At 61.2% G+C, this 19,136-nt stretch carries 19 protein-coding genes; 16 read left to right on the forward strand and 3 right to left on the reverse strand.

What is annotated here, in order from left to right:
- Positions 1-172 precede the first annotated feature (172 nt).
- From C4J93_RS06270 to C4J93_RS06345, 16 genes are all read left to right on the forward strand, one after another.
- A complete protein-coding gene (locus C4J93_RS06270; RefSeq protein WP_124403274.1) occupies positions 173-880 on the forward strand; it encodes a tellurite resistance TerB family protein in 708 nt (235 codons plus the stop codon).
- 191 nt (positions 881-1,071) lie between these two features.
- Positions 1,072-2,694 carry a methyl-accepting chemotaxis protein gene (locus C4J93_RS06275; protein WP_124428867.1) on the forward strand — a complete coding sequence of 541 codons (1,623 nt, stop codon included), beginning with the start codon at positions 1,072-1,074 and terminating at the stop codon, positions 2,692-2,694.
- Complete coding sequence (locus tag C4J93_RS06280) at positions 2,694-3,206, forward strand: chemotaxis protein CheW (protein WP_124428868.1); 513 nt, start codon at positions 2,694-2,696, stop codon at positions 3,204-3,206. The genes C4J93_RS06275 and C4J93_RS06280 overlap by 1 nt, the downstream gene beginning before the upstream one ends.
- Positions 3,203-4,462: a protein-glutamate O-methyltransferase CheR gene (locus tag C4J93_RS06285; RefSeq protein WP_124428869.1), complete on the forward strand. Its 1,260-nt coding sequence runs from the start codon at positions 3,203-3,205 to the stop codon at positions 4,460-4,462. Before C4J93_RS06280 ends, C4J93_RS06285 begins: the two co-directional genes overlap by 4 nt.
- Positions 4,459-5,160, forward strand: a complete 702-nt coding sequence (locus C4J93_RS06290; RefSeq protein WP_124428870.1) for a chemotaxis protein CheW — start codon at positions 4,459-4,461, stop codon at positions 5,158-5,160. The genes C4J93_RS06285 and C4J93_RS06290 overlap by 4 nt, the downstream gene beginning before the upstream one ends.
- Positions 5,157-7,418: a hybrid sensor histidine kinase/response regulator gene (locus tag C4J93_RS06295; RefSeq protein WP_124428871.1), complete on the forward strand. Its 2,262-nt coding sequence runs from the start codon at positions 5,157-5,159 to the stop codon at positions 7,416-7,418. Before C4J93_RS06290 ends, C4J93_RS06295 begins: the two co-directional genes overlap by 4 nt.
- On the forward strand, positions 7,415-8,425 hold the full coding sequence (locus C4J93_RS06300) for a chemotaxis response regulator protein-glutamate methylesterase (protein WP_124428872.1): 1,011 nt from the start codon (positions 7,415-7,417) through the stop codon (positions 8,423-8,425). The genes C4J93_RS06295 and C4J93_RS06300 overlap by 4 nt, the downstream gene beginning before the upstream one ends.
- Before the next feature lie 52 nt (positions 8,426-8,477).
- Positions 8,478-9,479 (forward strand): diguanylate cyclase, encoded by a 1,002-nt coding sequence (locus C4J93_RS06305; RefSeq protein WP_124369850.1) that lies wholly within the window; start codon positions 8,478-8,480, stop codon positions 9,477-9,479.
- Between the two features lie 643 nt (positions 9,480-10,122).
- Positions 10,123-11,218, forward strand: a protein-coding gene (gene prfB, locus C4J93_RS06310; RefSeq protein ID WP_100226016.1) for a peptide chain release factor 2 whose coding sequence is annotated in 2 segments (ribosomal slippage) — positions 10,123-10,194 and positions 10,196-11,218 — 1,095 coding nt in all. Because the reading frame shifts where the segments join, the coding sequence is not laid out codon by codon here.
- 96 nt (positions 11,219-11,314) lie between these two features.
- Complete coding sequence (gene lysS / locus C4J93_RS06315; RefSeq protein WP_124369851.1) at positions 11,315-12,817, forward strand: lysine--tRNA ligase; 1,503 nt, start codon at positions 11,315-11,317, stop codon at positions 12,815-12,817.
- A 165-nt stretch (positions 12,818-12,982) separates the two neighbouring features.
- Positions 12,983-13,699, forward strand: coding sequence for a TetR/AcrR family transcriptional regulator (locus C4J93_RS06320; RefSeq protein ID WP_124428873.1), 717 nt, complete (start codon positions 12,983-12,985; stop codon positions 13,697-13,699).
- Positions 13,700-13,735: 36 nt separating this feature from the next.
- On the forward strand, positions 13,736-15,013 hold the full coding sequence (locus C4J93_RS06325) for a flavohemoglobin expression-modulating QEGLA motif protein (RefSeq protein ID WP_124361575.1): 1,278 nt from the start codon (positions 13,736-13,738) through the stop codon (positions 15,011-15,013).
- Between the two features lie 41 nt (positions 15,014-15,054).
- Positions 15,055-15,960: an alpha/beta hydrolase gene (locus C4J93_RS06330; RefSeq protein ID WP_124428874.1), complete on the forward strand. Its 906-nt coding sequence runs from the start codon at positions 15,055-15,057 to the stop codon at positions 15,958-15,960.
- Positions 15,957-16,283 carry a hypothetical protein gene (locus C4J93_RS06335; protein ID WP_124428875.1) on the forward strand — a complete coding sequence of 109 codons (327 nt, stop codon included), beginning with the start codon at positions 15,957-15,959 and terminating at the stop codon, positions 16,281-16,283. The genes C4J93_RS06330 and C4J93_RS06335 overlap by 4 nt, the downstream gene beginning before the upstream one ends.
- Positions 16,284-16,449: 166 nt before the next feature.
- Entirely contained in the window at positions 16,450-16,839 is a 390-nt protein-coding gene (locus C4J93_RS06340) for a hypothetical protein (protein WP_124428876.1), read from the forward strand.
- A 145-nt stretch (positions 16,840-16,984) separates the two neighbouring features.
- Positions 16,985-17,179, forward strand: a complete 195-nt coding sequence (locus C4J93_RS06345) for a hypothetical protein (protein ID WP_124428877.1) — start codon at positions 16,985-16,987, stop codon at positions 17,177-17,179.
- A gap of 28 nt (positions 17,180-17,207) precedes the next feature.
- On the opposite strand, the gene C4J93_RS06350 is transcribed toward C4J93_RS06345, so the two are convergent.
- From C4J93_RS06350 to C4J93_RS06360, 3 genes are all read right to left on the reverse strand, one after another.
- Complete coding sequence (locus C4J93_RS06350) at positions 17,208-17,993, reverse strand: OmpA family protein (protein WP_104501912.1); 786 nt, start codon at positions 17,991-17,993, stop codon at positions 17,208-17,210.
- Positions 17,994-18,049: 56 nt separating this feature from the next.
- Positions 18,050-18,475, reverse strand: coding sequence for a DUF4398 domain-containing protein (locus C4J93_RS06355; protein ID WP_124361579.1), 426 nt, complete (start codon positions 18,473-18,475; stop codon positions 18,050-18,052).
- A 272-nt stretch (positions 18,476-18,747) separates the two neighbouring features.
- Positions 18,748-19,092 carry a pilin assembly protein gene (locus C4J93_RS06360; RefSeq protein ID WP_124366088.1) on the reverse strand — a complete coding sequence of 115 codons (345 nt, stop codon included), beginning with the start codon at positions 19,090-19,092 and terminating at the stop codon, positions 18,748-18,750.
- Positions 19,093-19,136: the final 44 nt, after the last annotated feature.

Below are 19,136 nucleotides of genomic sequence, written 5' to 3' on the forward strand. Positions count from 1 at the left end.
TGGTGAAGGAAAAATCATTGATGGCGGGATGATGGCGCCGCTGTGCAACAAGACATTTCTGGTATCAGGGTGAGCGTTACATCTGGAAGCACTCTAGATCGGGGCTTTTTTGCACTTAGTTTTACGCTGGGGGCCTATTGGTCCTACGAACCCAAGTGTCTGGAGGCTACGCATGAATACCCGTGGATTGCTCGATCAGTTGCTCAAGTCTGGTCAGGACATGTTGCAGAACAAGGCTGGCGGCCAGCGCCCATCAGCCGACAAAGGCGCCCTCGGTGGGCTGCTTGGCGGCGGCGGGCTCGGCAGTTTGCTCGGTGGCGCCGGTGGTGGCGCACTGGCGGCCGGCGCCATGGGCTTGCTGCTGGGCAACAAAAAGGCCCGCAAATTCGGCGGCAAGGCTCTGACTTACGGAGGCCTGGCCGCCTTGGGGGTCATCGCCTACAAAGCCTATGGCAATTGGCAGGCGCAGCAGGCCAGCGCGCCCCAGGGTGAGCCGCAGACCATCGACCGCCTGCCGCCAGCCCAGGTCGAGCAGCACAGTCAGGGCATTCTCAAGGCGCTGGTTGCCGCCGCCAAGGCCGACGGCCACGTGGATGAGCGTGAACGCGCGTTGATCGAAGGCGAGTTCACCAAACTCGACAACGACCGCGAGCTGCAAACCTGGCTGCACGCGGAGCTGAACAAACCCCTCGACCCGGCCGACGTCGCCCGCGCCGCCAGCACCCCGGAGATGGCCGCCGAAATGTACATCGCCAGCGTGATGCTGGTGGACGAGGAAAACTTCATGGAGAAGGCCTACCTGGACGAACTGGCGCGCCAACTGAAACTTGAGCCGGGTTTGAAGGTAGAGCTGGAGAAACAGGTACGCCTCAACACATAAGCAGCGCCGTGCATCCATTCAAGTGTGGGGAGAGCAAGCCTCTCCCACATTTAAATCGAGGCTGGTTTGAGCCGCCGCAATGGCGCAGCCCAATACTGGCACCGTTGCCAAAACCCCCGAAAACCATTGATTAATAGACGCCTTCGCTCAGCTATACTCCCCTCCATTTGAATGGCTTGCGAGGAATTACTGTGAAGAACTGGACCCTGCGCCAACGGATTTTGGCGAGCTTTGCGGTAATCATCGCGATCATGCTGCTGATGGTCGTGCTCTCGTATTCGCGGCTGCTGAAAATCGAAACCAGCGAAACCCTGGTCCGGGACGACGCCGTGCCTGGCGTGTTTTTAAGCTCAATGATTCGCAGCGCCTGGGTCGACAGCTACCTGCAAACCCAGGAGTTGGTGGGGATCCACAAAAACCAGGGCGTTTCCGAGGTCGAAAAGCAGGGCTACAAGTCTTTCGAAACACGCCTTGAAAAGTACATGGCCGATTACACGAAAACCATCAGCTCCACTCAGGACCGCAACGAGTTCGATGCCTTCGAAAAAATCCACCAGAGCTACAACCAGACCCTCGCCAAAGTGCTTGAGGCGCAGCAGAACAACAACGCCGCCGAGGCACTCAGGCTGTTCAGCGAACAACTGACCCCCGCCTGGGTCGCCGGCCGCACGAAACTCAATGACATCATCCTCGCGAATAAACAGGTCGCCGACGACGCCACCGACGCCATCGACAGTGCCGTCGAGGCCGCGAAAATCAGCATGGGCGTCTCGCTGCTGCTGGCGATTCTTGCCGCTGCGCTGTGTGGCCTGCTGCTGATGCGCGCAATCATGGCGCCGATGCAGCGCATCGTCGATATCCTCGAAACCATGCGCACCGGCGACCTGAGCAAGCGCCTGAACCTGGAGCGCAAGGACGAGTTCAACGTGGTTGAAACCGGCTTCAACGACATGATGACCGAACTGACCGCTCTGGTTTCCCAGGCACAGCGCTCGTCGGTGCAGGTCACGACCTCGGTGACCGAGATTGCCGCCACCTCCAAGCAGCAACAGGCGACCGCCACCGAGACCGCCGCCACCACCACTGAAATCGGCGCCACCTCCCGTGAAATCGCCGCGACCTCCAAGGACCTGGTGCGCACCATGATCGAAGTGTCTACCGCCGCCGACCAGGCCTCGGTCGCCGCCGGTTCCGGTCAGCAGGGCCTGGCTCGCATGGAAGAAACCATGCACTCGGTGATGGGCGCCGCCGACCTGGTCAATGCCAAGCTGGCGATCCTCAATGAAAAGGCCGGCAACATCAACCAAGTGGTAGTGACCATCGTCAAAGTGGCGGACCAGACCAACCTGTTGTCCCTCAATGCCGCCATCGAGGCCGAGAAAGCCGGTGAGTACGGGCGCGGTTTTGCCGTGGTCGCCACCGAAGTGCGCCGCCTGGCTGACCAGACCGCCGTCGCGACGTACGACATCGAGCAGATGGTGCGTGAGATCCAGTCGGCCGTATCGGCAGGCGTGATGGGCATGGACAAGTTCTCCGAAGAGGTGCGCCGAGGCATGTTCGAAGTGCAGCAGGTGGGTGAGCAATTGTCGCAAATCATCCATCAGGTGCAGGCCCTCGCGCCGCGGGTGCTGATGGTCAATGAAGGCATGCAGGCCCAGGCCACCGGCGCCGAGCAGATCAACCACGCGCTGGTGCAACTGGGCGATGCCAGCAGCCAGACCGTCGAGTCCCTGCGCCAGGCCAGTTTTGCCATCGATGAACTGAGCCAGGTTGCGGTCGGTCTGCGCAGCGGCGTGTCGCGTTTCAAAGTCTGATGAGCGACCTCGCGGCTAAACGCGGCGCCGTCCCGGCAGCGAAAAAGGCGTTGTTCCTGGTGTTCCACATCGGCAGTGAACGCTTTGCCCTCAAGGCGACGGAAGTGGTCGAGGTGCTGCCGCGCCTGCCGCTCAAACCCATCGGCCATGCACCGGTGTGGGTGGCGGGCATCTTCGCCCATCGCGGCGCGCTGGTGCCGGTCATCGACCTGAGCGCCTTGACGTTCGGCGTTGCGGCCCAAGCGCGTACCAGCACGCGGCTGGTGCTGGTCAATTATCAGCCACAGCCCTGGAGCGAAGCGCGTTGGCTGGGGCTGATTCTGGAGCAGGCTACCGACACTTTGCGTTGCGACCCCGCCGAATTCCAGCCCTATGGCCTGGATAACCGCCAGGCGCCTTACCTGGGGCCGGTGCGCGAAGATGCGCTGGGCTTGATGCAATGGATTGGTGTCGCCGAGCTGTTGACCGATGACGTGCGCGCCTTGCTGTTTTCCAGCGAGTTGAGCCTATGAGCAGTGACCCGCGCTTCTGGGCCTTCCTTAAAGAACGCATCGGCCTGGATGTTGCCTCGGTGGGCGAGGCGATCATCGAGCGCGCGGTGCGCCAGCGTTGCCAGTTGTCCCAGGCGCAGACGGCAGAAGCGTACTGGCAACTCCTGCACAGCTCCCATGATGAGCAGCAGGCGCTGATCGAAGCGGTGATCGTCCCCGAAACCTGGTTCTTCCGCTACCCGGAGTCCTTTGCAACCTTGGCTCGCCTTGCCCACGCACGGTTGGCCGAAATCAAGCAGATGCGCGCCTTGCGCATCCTCAGCCTGCCATGCTCCACCGGCGAAGAGCCCTATTCGATCGCCATGGCCCTGCTTGACGCGGGCCTGGCGCCGCACCAATTCAAGGTACAAGGAATGGACGTCAGCCCGCTGTCCGTGGAGCGTGCCCGCCGCGGTGTGTACGGCAAGAACTCGTTTCGTGGCGGCGACCTTGAATTTCGCGACCGTCACTTCACTGAAGACGGCGGTACCTATCGCATCGCCGACCGGGTTCGCGAACAGGTGCGCCTGCAAGTCGGCAACTTGCTCGACCCGGCACTGCTGGCCAACGAACCCACCTACGACTTTGTGTTCTGTCGCAACCTGCTGATCTACTTCGACCAGCCCACCCAGAAGCAAGTCTTCGATGTGCTCAAGGCACTGACCCACGTGGACGGCGTGCTGTTTATCGGCCCGGCCGAAGGCAGCCTGCTGGGGCGCCACGGCATGCGTTCGATTGGCGTGCCGCAGTCCTTTGCGTTCAGTCGGCATATGGAACCGGCCGCACCCGCCCCGGTGTTTTTACCGATGCCGGCACCCACGCCGCAGCGCAGTCCGGCGCCGACAGCGCTCAAGCCGCGCCCGTTCAGTACGGCCGGCACCCAGTCTGCGCCGGTCAAGGCGCCGCCCACGGAAGCCGGCGAGATGCTCAACCAGATCGCCACCCTGGCCAATCAAGGCAAAAGTGCCGAGGCTCGTGCTGCCTGCGAGCGCTATTTGAACAACCATCCGCCGGTCGCCCCAGTGTTCTACTGGCTGGGCCTGCTCAGCGATGTCGCCGGCAGCGCCGTGGAGGCGCAGAGTTATTACCGCAAAGCCTTGTACCTGGAACCGCAGCATCCGCAGGCCTTGATGCACCTGGCCGCGTTGCTCGAGTCCCAGGGCGACAGTGCGGGGGCGCGCCGTTTGCAGGCGCGCGCCGCGCGTAGCGAGCGAGCTGACAGTGAGTCCAAACGATGAGTAGCCCTGACGCGCTCGACACCGCAGGCCTGGACCTGACCCTGGCCGACACCCAAGCCATTGATGACTGCTGGAACCGCATCGGCATTCATGGCGACAAATCCTGCCCCTTGCTGGCAGAGCACATCCATTGCCGCAACTGCTCGGTGTATTCCGCCGCCGCCACGCGCCTGCTCGACCGCTATGCGCTGCAGCAGGACGACCGGCCCGCGCAGGCGGCTGGCGAGCTCGACCACCAGGTGGTCACACGCTCCTTGCTGATGTTCCGCCTCGGCGAAGAGTGGCTGGGCATCGCCACCCGTTGCCTGGTGGAGGTGGCGCCATTGCAACCGATCCACTCGCTGCCTCACCAGCGTTCCCGGGCCTTGCTGGGTGTGGCCAACGTGCGCGGGGCATTGGTGGCCTGCCTGTCGCTGGTGGAATTGCTCGGCCTGGACAGCAGCAGCACCGGCGCCACCGGCGGGCGCATCATGCCGCGCATGCTGATCATTGCCGCGCAGGATGGCCCGGTGGTCGTGCCGGTGGACGAAGTGGATGGCATCCACGCCATCGATGAGCGCACCTTGAACGCCGCATCGGCCTCCGGCACCCAGGCCAGCGCGCGCTTCACCCAGGGTGTCGTGCAGTGGAAAGGTCGCAGCCTGCGCTGGCTGGACGAAGCCCAATTGCTGTCCGCCGTGACCCGGAGCCTCGCATGACCCCCGACCAGATGCGCGACGCTTCGCTGTTGGAATTGTTCAGCCTGGAAGCCGATGCGCAAACCCAGGTGCTCAGCGCAGGCCTGCTCGCGCTGGAGCGCAACCCGACCCAGGCCGACCAGCTCGAGGCCTGCATGCGCGCCGCGCATTCGCTCAAGGGCGCGGCGCGGATTGTCGGCGTGGAGGCTGGCGTCAGCGTGGCCCATGTCATGGAGGATTGTCTGGTCAGTGCCCAGGAAGGCCGCTTGTACCTGCAGCCCGAACATATCGACGCGTTGCTGCAGGGTACGGATTTACTGATGCGCATCGCCACCCCGGGCAATGACGTCGGGCCTGCGGATATTGCCGCCTATGTGGCGCTGATGGAGCGCTTGCTGGACCCGTCGCAACCCAGCGCCATGCTCGCGCCGAAACCCGCGCAGGTAATCGAAGCGCTGGCGCCGGAACCTGAGCCGGCGCCAGCCGTGCCGAGCGAGCCGCCGCGTCAGAGCAAACCGATGACCGAAGGCGGCGAGCGCGTGCTGCGGGTCACGGCCGAGCGCTTGAACAGCCTGCTGGACCTGTCCAGCAAGTCGCTGGTGGAAACCCAGCGACTCAAGCCTTACCTCGTCAGCCTGCAGCGCCTCAAACGCATTCAAAGCAACAGCCTGCGTGCTCTGGATGTGCTGGACGGTCACCTCAAGGTCGTCGATTTGAACCTCGAGGCCCAGGAAGCTCTGGCCGATACCCGCCGTTTGTTGAGCGAAGCCCAGGCGCTGCTGGCGGAAAAAAATGCTGAGCTGGACGAGTACACCTGGCAGGCCGGCCAGCGGGCCCAGGTGCTTTACGACACCGCATTGGCCTGTCGCATGCGCCCGTTTGCCGATGTGCTGACCGGACAGGCGCGCATGGTGCGCGACCTCGGTCGCAGCCTCGGCAAGCAAGTGCGCCTGGAGATCGAAGGGGAAAAGACCCAGGTCGACCGCGACGTGCTGGAAAAGCTCGAGGCGCCCCTGACGCATTTATTGCGCAATGCCGTCGACCACGGCATCGAAATGCCCGAGCAGCGGCTGCTGGCGGGCAAGCCGGCGGAAGGCTTGATTCGCCTGCGCGCGTCGCATCAAGCCGGGCTGCTGGTACTGGAGTTGAGCGATGACGGTAACGGTGTCGACCTTGAGCGCCTGCGCGGCACCATTGTCGACCGGCACCTGTCTCCCGTGGAAACCGCGCTGCGCCTGAGCGAGGAGGAACTGCTGACGTTCCTGTTCCTGCCGGGGTTCAGCTTGCGCGACAAGGTCACCGAAGTGTCCGGTCGCGGCGTGGGCCTGGATGCGGTGCAGCATATGGTGCGTCAATTGCGCGGCGCGGTGGTGCTGGAGCAGACGGCAGGGCAGGGCAGCCGTTTTCATCTGGAGGTGCCGCTGACCCTGTCGGTGGTGCGCAGCCTGGTGGTGGAAGTCGGCGAAGAGGCGTATGCCTTCCCACTGGCGCACATCGAACGCATGTGCGACCTGGCCCCCGAGGACATTGTGCAGCTGGAAGGTCGCCAGCATTTCTGGCACGAGGGCCGGCATGTCGGCCTGGTCGCCGCCAGTCAGCTGTTGCAGCGTCCACCGGGGCAGACCCCTTCGGAAACCTTGAAAGTGGTGGTGATCCGCGAGCGCGATGCCGTGTACGGGATTGCCGTGGAACGCTTCATCGGTGAGCGCACCCTGGTGGTATTGCCGCTGGATGCTCGCTTGGGCAAGGTCCAGGATATTTCCGCCGGAGCCTTGCTCGACGATGGCTCGGTGGTGTTGATCGTCGACGTGGAAGACATGCTGCGTTCGGTGGACAAGTTGCTCAACACCGGCCGCCTGGAGCGCATCGCAAGGCGCAGCCAGCAGGCCACCGAAGCGCCGCGCAAGCGCGTGCTGGTGGTGGACGACTCGCTGACCGTGCGTGAGCTGCAACGCAAGTTATTACTCAATCGCGGTTATGAAGTGGCCGTCGCGGTCGATGGCATGGATGGCTGGAACGCATTGCGCTCCGAGGATTTCGACCTGCTTATCACAGATATTGATATGCCACGCATGGACGGTATTGAATTGGTCACACTCTTGCGCCGTGACAGTCGCCTGCAATCGTTGCCGGTGATGGTGGTTTCCTACAAGGATCGTGAAGAAGACCGACGCCGTGGCCTCGACGCCGGCGCCGACTATTATTTAGCCAAAGCCAGCTTCCACGACGACGCCCTGCTCGACGCCGTGGTTGAATTGATTGGAGGCGCCCGGGCATGAGGATTGCAATCGTCAATGACATGCCGTTGGCCGTCGAGGCGTTGCGTCGCGCCTTGAGTTTCGAGCCCGCCCATGAAGTGGTGTGGGTCGCCAGCAATGGCCTGGAAGCGGTGCAGCGTTGCGCTGAGGTGCTCCCGGATTTGATCCTGATGGACTTGATCATGCCGGTGATGGACGGTGTGGAAGCGACCCGCCAGATCATGGCCGACACGCCATGCCCGATCGTGATCGTCACCGTGGACCGCCAGGCCAACGTCAGCCGTGTCTTTGAAGCCATGGGCCACGGCGCGTTGGATGTGGTGGACACGCCAGCGCTGGGGGTGGGCAACCCCAAGGATGCGGCGGCGCCGTTGTTGCGCAAGATCCTCAATATTGGCTGGCTGATCGGCCAGCGCGGCAGCCGCGTGCGCGCTGAAACCGCGCCGCAGCGCAGCACCGGCAAGCGCCAAAGCCTGGTGGCGATTGGTTCGTCGGCGGGTGGCCCGGCGGCCCTGGAAGTGCTGCTCAAGGGGTTGCCGCGTGACTTTCCTGCCGCGATCGTGCTGGTGCAGCATGTGGATCAGGTGTTCGCCGCCGGTATGGCCGAGTGGTTGAGCAGTGCGTCCGGCCTGCCGGTGCGCCTGGCCCGTGAAGGGGAGCCGCCCCAAAGCGGGGTGGTCTTGCTAGCCGGTACCAACCACCATATTCGCTTGTTGAAAAATGGCACGCTAGCCTATACCGCAGAGCCGGTGAACGAAATTTACCGGCCTTCCATCGATGTGTTTTTTGAAAGTGTCGCCAGCCATTGGAACGGTGACGCCGTCGGCGTACTGCTGACCGGCATGGGGCGCGACGGGGCCCAGGGCCTCAAGTTGATGCGAGAACAAGGCTATTTGACCATCGCCCAGGACCAGAACAGTTCGGCGGTGTATGGCATGCCCAAAGCGGCAGCGGCGATTGACGCCGCTGTTGAAATTCGCCCACTGGACAGAATTGCGCCGCGACTGCTGGAGGTCTTTGCAAAATGATCGAACATCTCCCGCTGTGCTGGTTTGCAGGCAGTAATTCAGGTGACTGCACATGATTGATTTACAACTCGACGGCTTCAAGACCGACGAAAACGCCGCCATGGTGCTGCTGGTCGACGACCAGGCCATGATCGGGGAAGCCGTGCGGCGCGGCCTGGCCCATGAAGAAAATATCGACTTCCACTTTTGCGCCGACCCGCACCAGGCGATCTCCCAGGCGATTCGCATCAAGCCGACGGTGATTCTGCAAGACTTGGTCATGCCCGGCCTCGACGGCCTGACCCTGGTGCGCGAATACCGCAATCACCCGGCCACGGCGAATATCCCGATCATCGTGCTCTCCACCAAAGAGGACCCGCTGATCAAGAGCGCAGCCTTTGCGGCCGGCGCCAACGATTACCTGGTCAAGCTGCCGGACAATATCGAATTGGTGGCGCGCATTCGCTATCACTCGCGCTCCTACATGACCCTGTTGCAGCGGGACGCGGCTTACCGCGCGCTGCGGGTCAGCCAGCAACAGTTGCTGGACACCAACCTGGTGCTGCAACGGCTGATGAATTCCGATGGCCTGACCGGGCTGTCCAATCGCCGTCACTTCGACGAATACCTGGAACTGGAATGGCGCCGTGCCATGCGCGACCAGACCCAGCTCTCCTTGTTGATGATCGACGTGGACTTCTTCAAGACCTTCAACGATAGCTTCGGTCACGTCGAAGGCGACGAAGCCCTGCGCAAGGTCGCCGCCACCATCCGCGATGCCAGCAGCCGTCCTTCGGACCTGCCGGCGCGTTACGGCGGTGAAGAATTCGCCCTGGTGCTGCCCAACACCTCGCCGGGCGGTGCGCGGCTGGTCGCGGAAAAACTGCGCATGGCGGTGGCCGCGCTGAACATCCCGCATATCGCGCCGGCGGAAGGCGCGAGCCTGACCATCAGCATTGGCCTGTCGACCCTGACCCCGGTGCAAGGTACCGATTGCCGCCAGTTGATCATGGCAGCGGACAAGGGGTTGTACATGGCAAAGAACAATGGGCGCAATCAGGTCGGCATCGAGTAACTCAAGGCCGGCTCAGAGCCAAATGTGAGAGGGGGCTTGCCCCCGATGGCGGTGTGTCAGCTCAGGATAAACTGACAGACAGACTGCATCGGGGCACAGGTATCTACACAATTTTGCAGCAGCCTCCGGTAACCACGATGCGAAGCGAGCCGCTCTTGATCTTGATCTTAAGCGCCCCGTTAAACCACGCTGGCCGGAATTCGGCATTGATTTGGAGGGTAAACCGGCAGGGATGCCGGTTTAGCCGCCCCGCGCCATGGATGGCGCGTGGCGGCGGCCCTCCAAATCAATGTCGGATTACGGGCACACCGAGCCTAGGCGAGGTGCCGAGTGGTGGGGCAAGAGCCCTTTTGGTTACTTTTGGGGCTCTTTTCCAAAAGTGACCCGCCGTAAGGGCGGAACCCTAAGCCGCCGTTACCGCAGCAACGGATATGTACTCGCTCTGATCCAACATAATGGTCTGCTGCCAGGCCGCCATCGGGGGCAAGTCGAATCGTCGCACCGCCCCTCCCACATTTAGATCTTCATTGGCCTTGGGATTGTGTACAAATCCGCGCCTTTTCGGCTAGGCGGACTGCCGTTTCCAGGCGTTTGCCGTTATACTCGCCGGCTTTCAAAAGTTCGCCAACGAGTGCTGCCCGCCATGGAAATCAACCCGATCCTGAACACCATCAAGGACCTGTCCGAGCGCTCCGAAACTATTCGGGGGTATCTTTGACTACGATCAAAAGCATGAGCGCCTGACCGAAGTCAATCGCGAGCTTGAAGATCCGAGTGTCTGGAACAAGCCTGAATATGCCCAGGAACTGGGCCGCGAGCGCGCTGCGCTGGCGCAGATCGTCGACACGCTCGACGAGCTGAACACCGGCCTGGCCGACTGCCGCGACCTGCTGGACATGGCCGTCGAAGAAGATGACGAAGGTGCAGTGGGCGATGTCGTCGCCGAGCTGGCCCGTCTCGAGGAAAACCTCGCCAAGCTTGAATTTCGCCGCATGTTCAGCCACGAAATGGACCCGAACAACGCCTACCTGGACATCCAGGCCGGTTCCGGCGGCACCGAGGCCCAGGACTGGGCCAACATCCTGCTGCGCATGTACCTGCGCTGGGCCGACAAGCGCGGTTTCGACGCGACCATCATGGAACTGTCCGCCGGTGAAGTGGCGGGCATCAAGGGCGCCACCGTGCACATCAAGGGTGAATACGCCTTTGGCTGGTTGCGTACCGAGATCGGCGTACACCGCCTGGTGCGCAAGAGCCCGTTCGACTCCGGCAACCGTCGCCATACCTCGTTTTCCGCTGTTTTCGTCTCGCCAGAGATCGATGACAAGGTGGAAATCGAGATCAACCCGGCCGACCTGCGTATCGACACCTACCGCTCCTCCGGTGCCGGTGGCCAGCACGTAAACACCACCGACTCGGCCGTGCGTATCACCCACGTACCGACCAATACCGTGGTCAGTTGCCAGAACGAGCGTTCCCAGCACGCGAACAAGGACACCGCCATGAAAATGTTGCGGGCCAAGTTGTACGAGCAGGAAATGCAGAAGCGCAACGCCGCTTCTCAAGCACTGGAAGACACCAAGTCGGACATCGGTTGGGGTCACCAGATCCGCTCCTACGTGCTCGATGCGTCGCGGATCAAGGATTTGCGCACTAACATCGAACGCAGCGACTGCGACAAGGTGCTCGACGGCGATATCGACGAATACCTGGAAGCCAGCCTGAAATCGGGCCTCTAAAGAACCCTGTAGGAGCGGGGGGGACGCCTAGTCCTTGCCTCGCGATCCCCAGCCGAAGGCTGGGGAAAACGTATCTGTGATGGAATTTCAAAAGACATGAGCGACCAACAACTCGACCCGCAAGCCCTGCAACAGGAAGAAAACTCCCTGATCGCCCTGCGCAAGGAAAAGCTTGCTGCCGAGCGCGCCAAGGGTAACGCCTTCCCCAACGACTTCCGCCGCGAAAACTACTGCGATGCGTTGCAGAAGCAGTACGCGGACAAGACCAAGGAAGAGCTGGCAGAAGCGGCGATCCCGGTCAAGGTGGCGGGTCGCATCATGCTCAACCGTGGCTCGTTCATGGTGATCCAGGACATGACCGGGCGTATCCAGGTCTACGTCAACCGCAAGACCTTGTCCGAAGAAACCCTGGCCTCGGTGAAAACCTGGGACATGGGCGACATCATCGCCGCCGAAGGCACCCTGGCCCGTTCCGGCAAGGGCGACCTGTATGTCGAAATGACCAGCGTACGCCTGCTGACCAAGTCGCTGCGCCCGCTGCCGGACAAGCACCACGGCTTGACCGACACCGAGCAGCGCTACCGCCAGCGCTACGTTGACCTGATCGTCAACGAAGACGTGCGCCAGACCTTCCGCGTGCGTTCGCAAGTCATCGCCCACATCCGCAGCTTCCTGATGCAGCGTGACTTCCTCGAAGTGGAAACGCCGATGCTGCAGACCATCCCCGGTGGTGCCGCAGCCAAGCCGTTCGAAACCCACCACAATGCGCTGGACCTGCCAATGTTCCTGCGTATCGCGCCGGAGCTGTACCTCAAGCGCCTGGTGGTCGGCGGTTTCGAGAAAGTCTTCGAAATCAACCGAAACTTCCGTAACGAAGGCGTCTCGACCCGGCACAACCCTGAATTCACCATGTTGGAGTTCTACCAGGCCTACGCCGACTACGAAGACAACATGGACCTCACCGAAGAACTGTTCCGCGAGCTGGCGCAGCTTGTTCTCGGGACTACCGACGTGCCGTACGGCGACAAGGTTTTCCACTTCGGCGAGCCGTTCGTGCGCCTGTCGGTGTTCGACTCGATCCTCAAGTACAACCCTGAGCTGACCGCCGATGATCTGAACGACATCGACAAGGCCCGTGCCATCGCCAAGAAAGCCGGCGCCAAGGTGCTGGGCTTCGAAGGCCTGGGCAAACTGCAGGTGATGATTTTCGAAGAGCTGGTGGAGCACAAGCTGGAGCAGCCGCACTTCATTACCCAGTACCCGTTCGAAGTGTCGCCGCTGGCCCGTCGCAACGATGACAACCCGAACGTCACCGACCGTTTCGAGCTGTTCATCGGTGGCCGCGAAATCGCCAACGCCTATTCCGAGCTGAACGACGCGGAAGATCAGGCCGAGCGCTTCATGGCCCAGGTGGCCGACAAGGACGCCGGCGACGACGAAGCCATGCACTACGACGCCGACTTCGTACGCGCGCTGGAATATGGCATGCCGCCAACCGCCGGTGAAGGTATCGGCATCGACCGCTTGGTGATGCTGTTGACCAACTCGCCGTCGATCCGCGATGTGATCCTGTTCCCGCATATGCGGCCACAAGCGTAACCGTAGCGAAATCCGAAGCCGCCTTTTATAAGGCGGCTTTTTTATGTGGCGTGTACTCGCGTCAAGCAAACAGCGCCAGGTTTTGTTGATCGGTTGATCGTTCCCACGCTCTGCGTGGGAACGCATCTTGTGACGCTCCGCGTCACACTTAAAAGAGGAAGTGTGGTGAACCGCGTAATGGCTCAAGAAGGCGCCGCCGGCATTGCCGCTGCCGTGGCTGAAAGCGTCCAGTACCAAGGCCGCAAGGCCAGCCGCCGGGGCAGTGAACAACGCCGGCAAGACATTCTCGATGCGGCCATGCGCATCGTGGTCCGCGAGGGGGTCCGTGCCGTGCGCCACCGGGCCGTGGCGGCGGAGGCCGGCGTACCGTTGTCGGCGACCACGTACTATTTCAAAGACATCGATGACCTGCTCACCGACACCTTTGCCCAATACGTCGAGCGCAGCGCTGCCTTCATGGGCAAACTGTGGGTGCGCAACGAAGGCCTGCTGCGCGAGATGGTCGCGTATGGCGATGGCAGCCCGGCATCGCGTTCGCAGCTGGCCGATGACATTGCGCGGCTGACCGCCGACTACGTGCAGCGCCAACTGGCTAACCGCCGTGAATACCTGATGGCCGAGCAGGCCTTCCGCCAGGAAGCCTTGTTGAATCCGCGCCTGGCCGAACTGGTACGCTCCCACCAACAGATCCTGTTGCAGGGCACCGGGCAGTTTTTCCAGGTATTGGGCTCCCGCGAGCCGCAACAGGATGCCAAGGTGTTGACGGCGATTATCAGTCGGATGGAATATCAGGGCCTGTTGGGCGGCCCAGAGCCTCTGACCGGTGACGAGATGCTGGAGATACTCAAGCGTTACATGCACCTGGTATTGGCTTCGGTCTGATACCAGCAAGGCCACGTTTTAAAGAGGAAGCACCGGGTGGACGATTACCAGCAGACGATACGCACCTTGTCCGATCGCATTGTGCTGGCGCAAACGCCGATCCGCGTCCTCGACGCCGTGAAGTGGGACGAGAATATTCGCCAGGGCTTTCTCAAGGCCAAGGGCAAGGCCATGCCCGCCGTGGATCGCGATTACTACCTGAACCGTCCGTTGTCGTTTGACTCCAGTGCGGTCAAGCTGGAATTCCAGAACATCGAGCGCGACATCACCCGCCGCCTCGGCCAGTTCAGCCCGGTAGGGCAGATCATGCGCCGTATGTGCCGGGAGTACCGCATGGTCGTGCGTATGCTCGAAGCCCGTGGCACCGAGGATTTCGGCCTGATTTCCCAGGAACTCTACGGCGCCGCGTCCGACGCCTTCCACGCCGGTGACCCGACCCTGGCCGACCTGGGCCTGATGCTCTCGGACTACCTGAACAATATCGACGGCCGTGGCGACCTCAAGGACGAAGCCAAGACCTTGACCGCCAAGGACGCCGTCGCCTTGCTGCAAACGCGCTTGAACAAAGTGTTCGGCGAGGCCGAAGAAACCATCCGCGTGTTCGAATCCGATGGCATCGTAGCCGACGCGGCGGCGGGCGCCGACTACATCAAGATCCGCGCCGACGCGATGTTCAACGACCGTGACGTGCGCGCCCTGGAAGTGCACGAAGGCCTGGTGCATGTGGGCACCACCCTCAATGGCCAGAACCAGCCGATCTGCACGTTCCTGTCCAAGGGGCCACCCTCGTCCACCGTGACCCAGGAAGGCCTGGCGATCCTGATGGAGATCATTACGTTCGCCTCCTACCCCAGCCGGCTGCGCAAACTGACCAACCGCACCCGCGCCATTCATATGGTGGAGGAGGGCGCCGACTTCCTGCAGGTGTTCGAATTCTTCCGCGAGCAAGGCTTTGAAATGGCTGAAAGCTACGGCAACGCCAGTCGCGTGTTCCGTGGCTCGGTGCCCACTGGCTTGCCGTTTACCAAGGATCTGTCCTACCTCAAGGGCTTTATCATGGTCTACAACTACATCCAGCTGGCCGTGCGCAAGGGCAAGCTGGAACAAGTGCCGTTGTTGTTCTGCGGCAAGACCACGCTTGAAGATATGCGCACCTTGCGCCAACTGGTCGATGAAGGCCTGGTAGTGCCGCCCAAATACCTGCCCGAACAGTTCCGCGACATGAACGCACTGGCGGCGTGGATGTGCTTCTCCAACTTCCTCAACCATTTGAGCCTGGACCGCATCGAGGCGGACTACTCCAATATCCTGTAAGGATGCTGGCTATTTTCAACTCACCCACGAGGCTTCAACGGATGAGAATCCTCGGCATTCTTTGCCTGCTACTCACATTGAACGGCTGCAGCTCCCTGCTGTTCTACCCGGAGCCCGGCCTGCCGTTCACGCCGCAAAAAGCCCACCTTGCGTACCGCGACGTCACTCTCACCACCGCCGACGGCGTAAAACTGCACGCCTGGTGGCTACCGGCCAAGCCCGGCGTGCCACTCAAAGGCACAGTGCTGCACCTGCACGGCAATGGCGGCAATCTGGCCTGGCACCTGGGCGGGAGTTGGTGGTTGCCGGAGCAGGGCTACCAAGTGCTGCTGCTCGACTATCGCGGCTATGGGCTCTCCGAAGGCAAGCCGTCATTGCCGGCGATTTATCAGGATGTGGACGCCGCGTTCAGTTGGCTCGATCAGGCGCCCGAAGTCCGCAGCCAGCCGCTGATCGTCCTTGGCCAGAGCCTGGGCGGTGCGTTGGCCGTGCATTATCTGGCGGCCCACCCCGAGCGCCAGTCCCGGCTCAAGGCCCTGGTATTGGACGGTGTGCCCGCCAGTTATCGTGACGTAGGACAATTCGCCCTGAGCACGTCCTGGTTAACATGGCCGTTGCAGGTCCCTCTGTCCTGGCTGGTGCCCGACGCCGACAGCGCGATCAACGCCATGCCCCGACTGACTGGCGTGCCCAAGCTGCTGTTTCACAGCCTGGATGATCCGATCGTGCCCTTGGCCAACGGTATCCGCCTGTACCAGGCGGCACCGGCGCCCAGGGTGTTGCAACTGACGCGAGGTGGGCACGTGCAGACCTTCGCCGACAAGACCTGGCAAACCGTGATGCTGCGTTACCTGGATGACCCGCTGCACTTCAACGGCCTGCGTCGTCTCGGCGAAATCCCGAATTATCCCCTACCTGAAGCTGACCCATCAGAGAGCCCGCAATGAGTGAAGAGCGCAACATGATCCCGCTGATTCTCACTGGCATCGGCACCATCATCGGTACTGTCGGTTGCCTGTGGTACTACGGCTACCTGCACTTCGCCAAGCCGGAGGATGCGCTGTTGCTCAGCGAATTCACGATGCTCAAGACCGTGCCGGGTGAGGACTACAAAGTCTCGTTGACCCCTGCCGCTCAAGTGGCGCAGTGCATTGATGGCGTATTGGTGATGTTCGACACCGACCAGAAAGGCCTGAGTGGCGTGCTGGTGAATAACAAGAAGCAGGCAGTGCGTTGCATGGGGCAGGAAACTCCGCAGTTGCAGCAGTGAAATATGCCTCCCTACCGTGGGAAACCACCCTCGTCTTTACAGACTATTGATTTCACGCGTGTCAGCCCCTGAGCAGGGCGGAACCATCCTGGCTCACCCACCACTGATTATGCACTGATTGGCAAGGCTGATCGGTCCATTAATTCACAGGTTGGGGTTAGCATTTATGGCAGGAATCAACGGTATCTCGGGCGGCGCAAACATGGGCGGCATGGGCGGCACAGGTGGTATGGGCGGTGCTGGCAATGGCCAGGGAAGCTCCCAAGGCCTCGACCAGAAGATTAAGGATGTACAAAATCAAATTCAGGAACTTAAAACTAAAGGTGCTCAAGGCAACCAGGGAAATAGCGGTGCCGGTGGTGAAGACCCCCTCAAGGCGTTGGAGGAGCTGCTGAAGAAGCTGCTCGCACAGAAGGCAGGTGGCGCGCAGGGCGCTCCAGATACCCAGGGTGGTCAAGGCGCGGAAGATGGCCAAAGCGGCGGGCAGGGCGCGGGCCAGGGCCAGGGCAAGATCCAGCAGCCGGACTATCAAGGTTCAGGCCGAGTCGGCGACTGATCAAAGCCCCTGAGAAAAACCGCCCTTAGGGGCGGTTTTTTATGATGTACCAGATGTCCAGCCGCCGCTCTCGGCAGGAATGCCTGGAACCTTATTTCGTCAGATACCACACAAAGCGTTGTCACTCACACGGTTTGAGGCGAGGATGGAATTCAAGATTCCAGTACTGGAAAATATGCTGATCATGGCAAGACAGCACCTGGCGCTCGAAGAGGAAGCCGCTCGCCGGTACAAGCGCGATAGCCAGATGGATAAGCCGCCGGGTGCGCAGATTCAAATGCCGGCTGACGATACCGGTCGAACCGTCCAGTTCGACGAACCCAAAAAAAACCCACCGTAGGTGGGTTTTTTCATGCCGCTTAAACCAATCAGTTAGCGACGGAAGAACGTGGCTTGACCGGTTGGTTGTCGTTGGAGATGGTCACTTCAACGCGGCGGTTCATTGCACGGCCCGATACGCTGCCGTTGTCGGCAACCGGGTATTCCTTGCCGTAGCCCTGGGTCACGATGCGCGAGATATCCACGCCTTGCTGTGCCAGTGCACGTTGCACAGAAGCCGCACGGCGCTCGGACAGGCTCTGGTTGTACGAGTCGGAACCGGTGCTGTCGGTGTAGCCTTCGACAATCACTTTACGGTCTGGGTTGTCGCGCAGGAACTGAGCCAGCTTGGTGATATTCACCAGGCCGCTGGACTTCAGGTCGGATTTGTTGGTGGCGAACAGTACGTCACCAAAGGTCACCAGGGTGCCGCGATCGGTTTGCTTGGCGTTCAAGCTGTCTTGCAGTTGCTTGATCTGCGCGTCACGGGCGTCCAGCAGGGCGCGGGCACGCTCGTCGCCAGCGTTTTTCAGCTTGGCTTCGGACTCACGCAGAGAAATGGTGTCTTTGGCCACTTCTACACGCTGGTTGGTCAGGTAAGCCAACTGGTCGACTTTCTTCTCGTCTTCCTTGTCGCGGTAGGCCTTGTCTGCCTTGTCCAGCCACTCGCTGGCGTCTTTGGTTTCCAGCGCCGCGAGCTTGGTAGCCTGTGGGTTGGTTTGCAGGGCCGTGAAATTGGTCCGTGCGTTTTCCAGATTTGCGTTCGGCGGGGTGGAGCAGGCTGCCAAGGCAACGCTCATCGCCAACAGGGCAGGGATCATCAATTGTTTACGCATAGTCGTGTCGTCCTTTCAATTCGATATCAGGTGCGATGCATTCAAGGGGCAGCGGCTTACTTCTGCTGGATAGCAGCCGGGCGCATGCCTTCCTTACGCAACTCGTCAACTGCTTTCTGGGAATCCTTCACCGCTTGCTCAGCTTTGGCAGCCTGGGCTTTACGCTCAGCGACACGAGCGTCCCACTCGGCTTGTTCAGCCAACTGACGCGCTTTGTCGTAGTTCTTGTCGTGCATGGCGATTTCGGCTTCTTTGAGCTTGTCCTGGGCCGACTTCATTTCCACGGCTGCAAACTCGGTACCGCCGGCGCTGACCGCGCTGTTGACCGCAGATTGGGTCACTGCGTATTGCTCGGTCGGCGGGTTGCCGGCACAGCCAGCCAGAACGAAGCTGGTGCCGATTGCCAGCGCGGCCAATTTGAGCCCGCGCAGGTGGTTAAACGAGGATTTGGCAGTGCTGGTCTTCATCGTCTTCAACTCCATTGGATAACTCCTGAAAAATCCATCCTGGCGTTCGTTTGCGGGCCCGGCGGTTAAGCACATGACGCCAGTTCAAACGAGCGTTCCAAGTGATGGCTTACTGGCTGTGACCGGATGCTTTTTTCAAAAGTTCAGCGGAGATGGCGATTTGCCTAAAAAAATATCTGACTGAATGGTCAGCATCAGAAAATTGGAACTTTCACCCCGCGCAGCGGTACGCCGGGCCGCTGAAAGGCCCGGAATACAAGGGTTGAATCGGTTTGAATAAGGGAGGATCAGTGCTGCGGTTCGTCAGCACTCGCTGACAAATCATGCAGATAGCGGCGCGACAATGTCAGAAAGCGCGGTGTGGGCCCGACGTCTTCATACAGCGGATCGCCTTCTTCATCGGTGGCAATCACCTGCTGGCCCTTGACGTAGGGAAAGCTGGCTTCCAGCTCTTCGAGGGCGGCGCCGATCAGTTCGCCAAGCAGCTCTTCGGTGTGGCGCTTGGGGTACATCTCGGCGAGGGCAGCCAGCCGCGCGGCGGCTTCTACGTCCAGATGAATCGCGTATTGGGTTTGGGTCAGTCGACCCTTGGCGGTTTCTTCCCAATGCTGGGGCAGGTCTCGAATTTTCATGGCAACCTCAATAATGAGTGACCAGCCACCGGTGTGGATAACCC

The sequence above is a fragment of the Pseudomonas sp. R2-37-08W genome, assembly GCF_003851705.1.
Taxonomy (GTDB): Bacteria; Pseudomonadota; Gammaproteobacteria; order Pseudomonadales; family Pseudomonadaceae; genus Aquipseudomonas.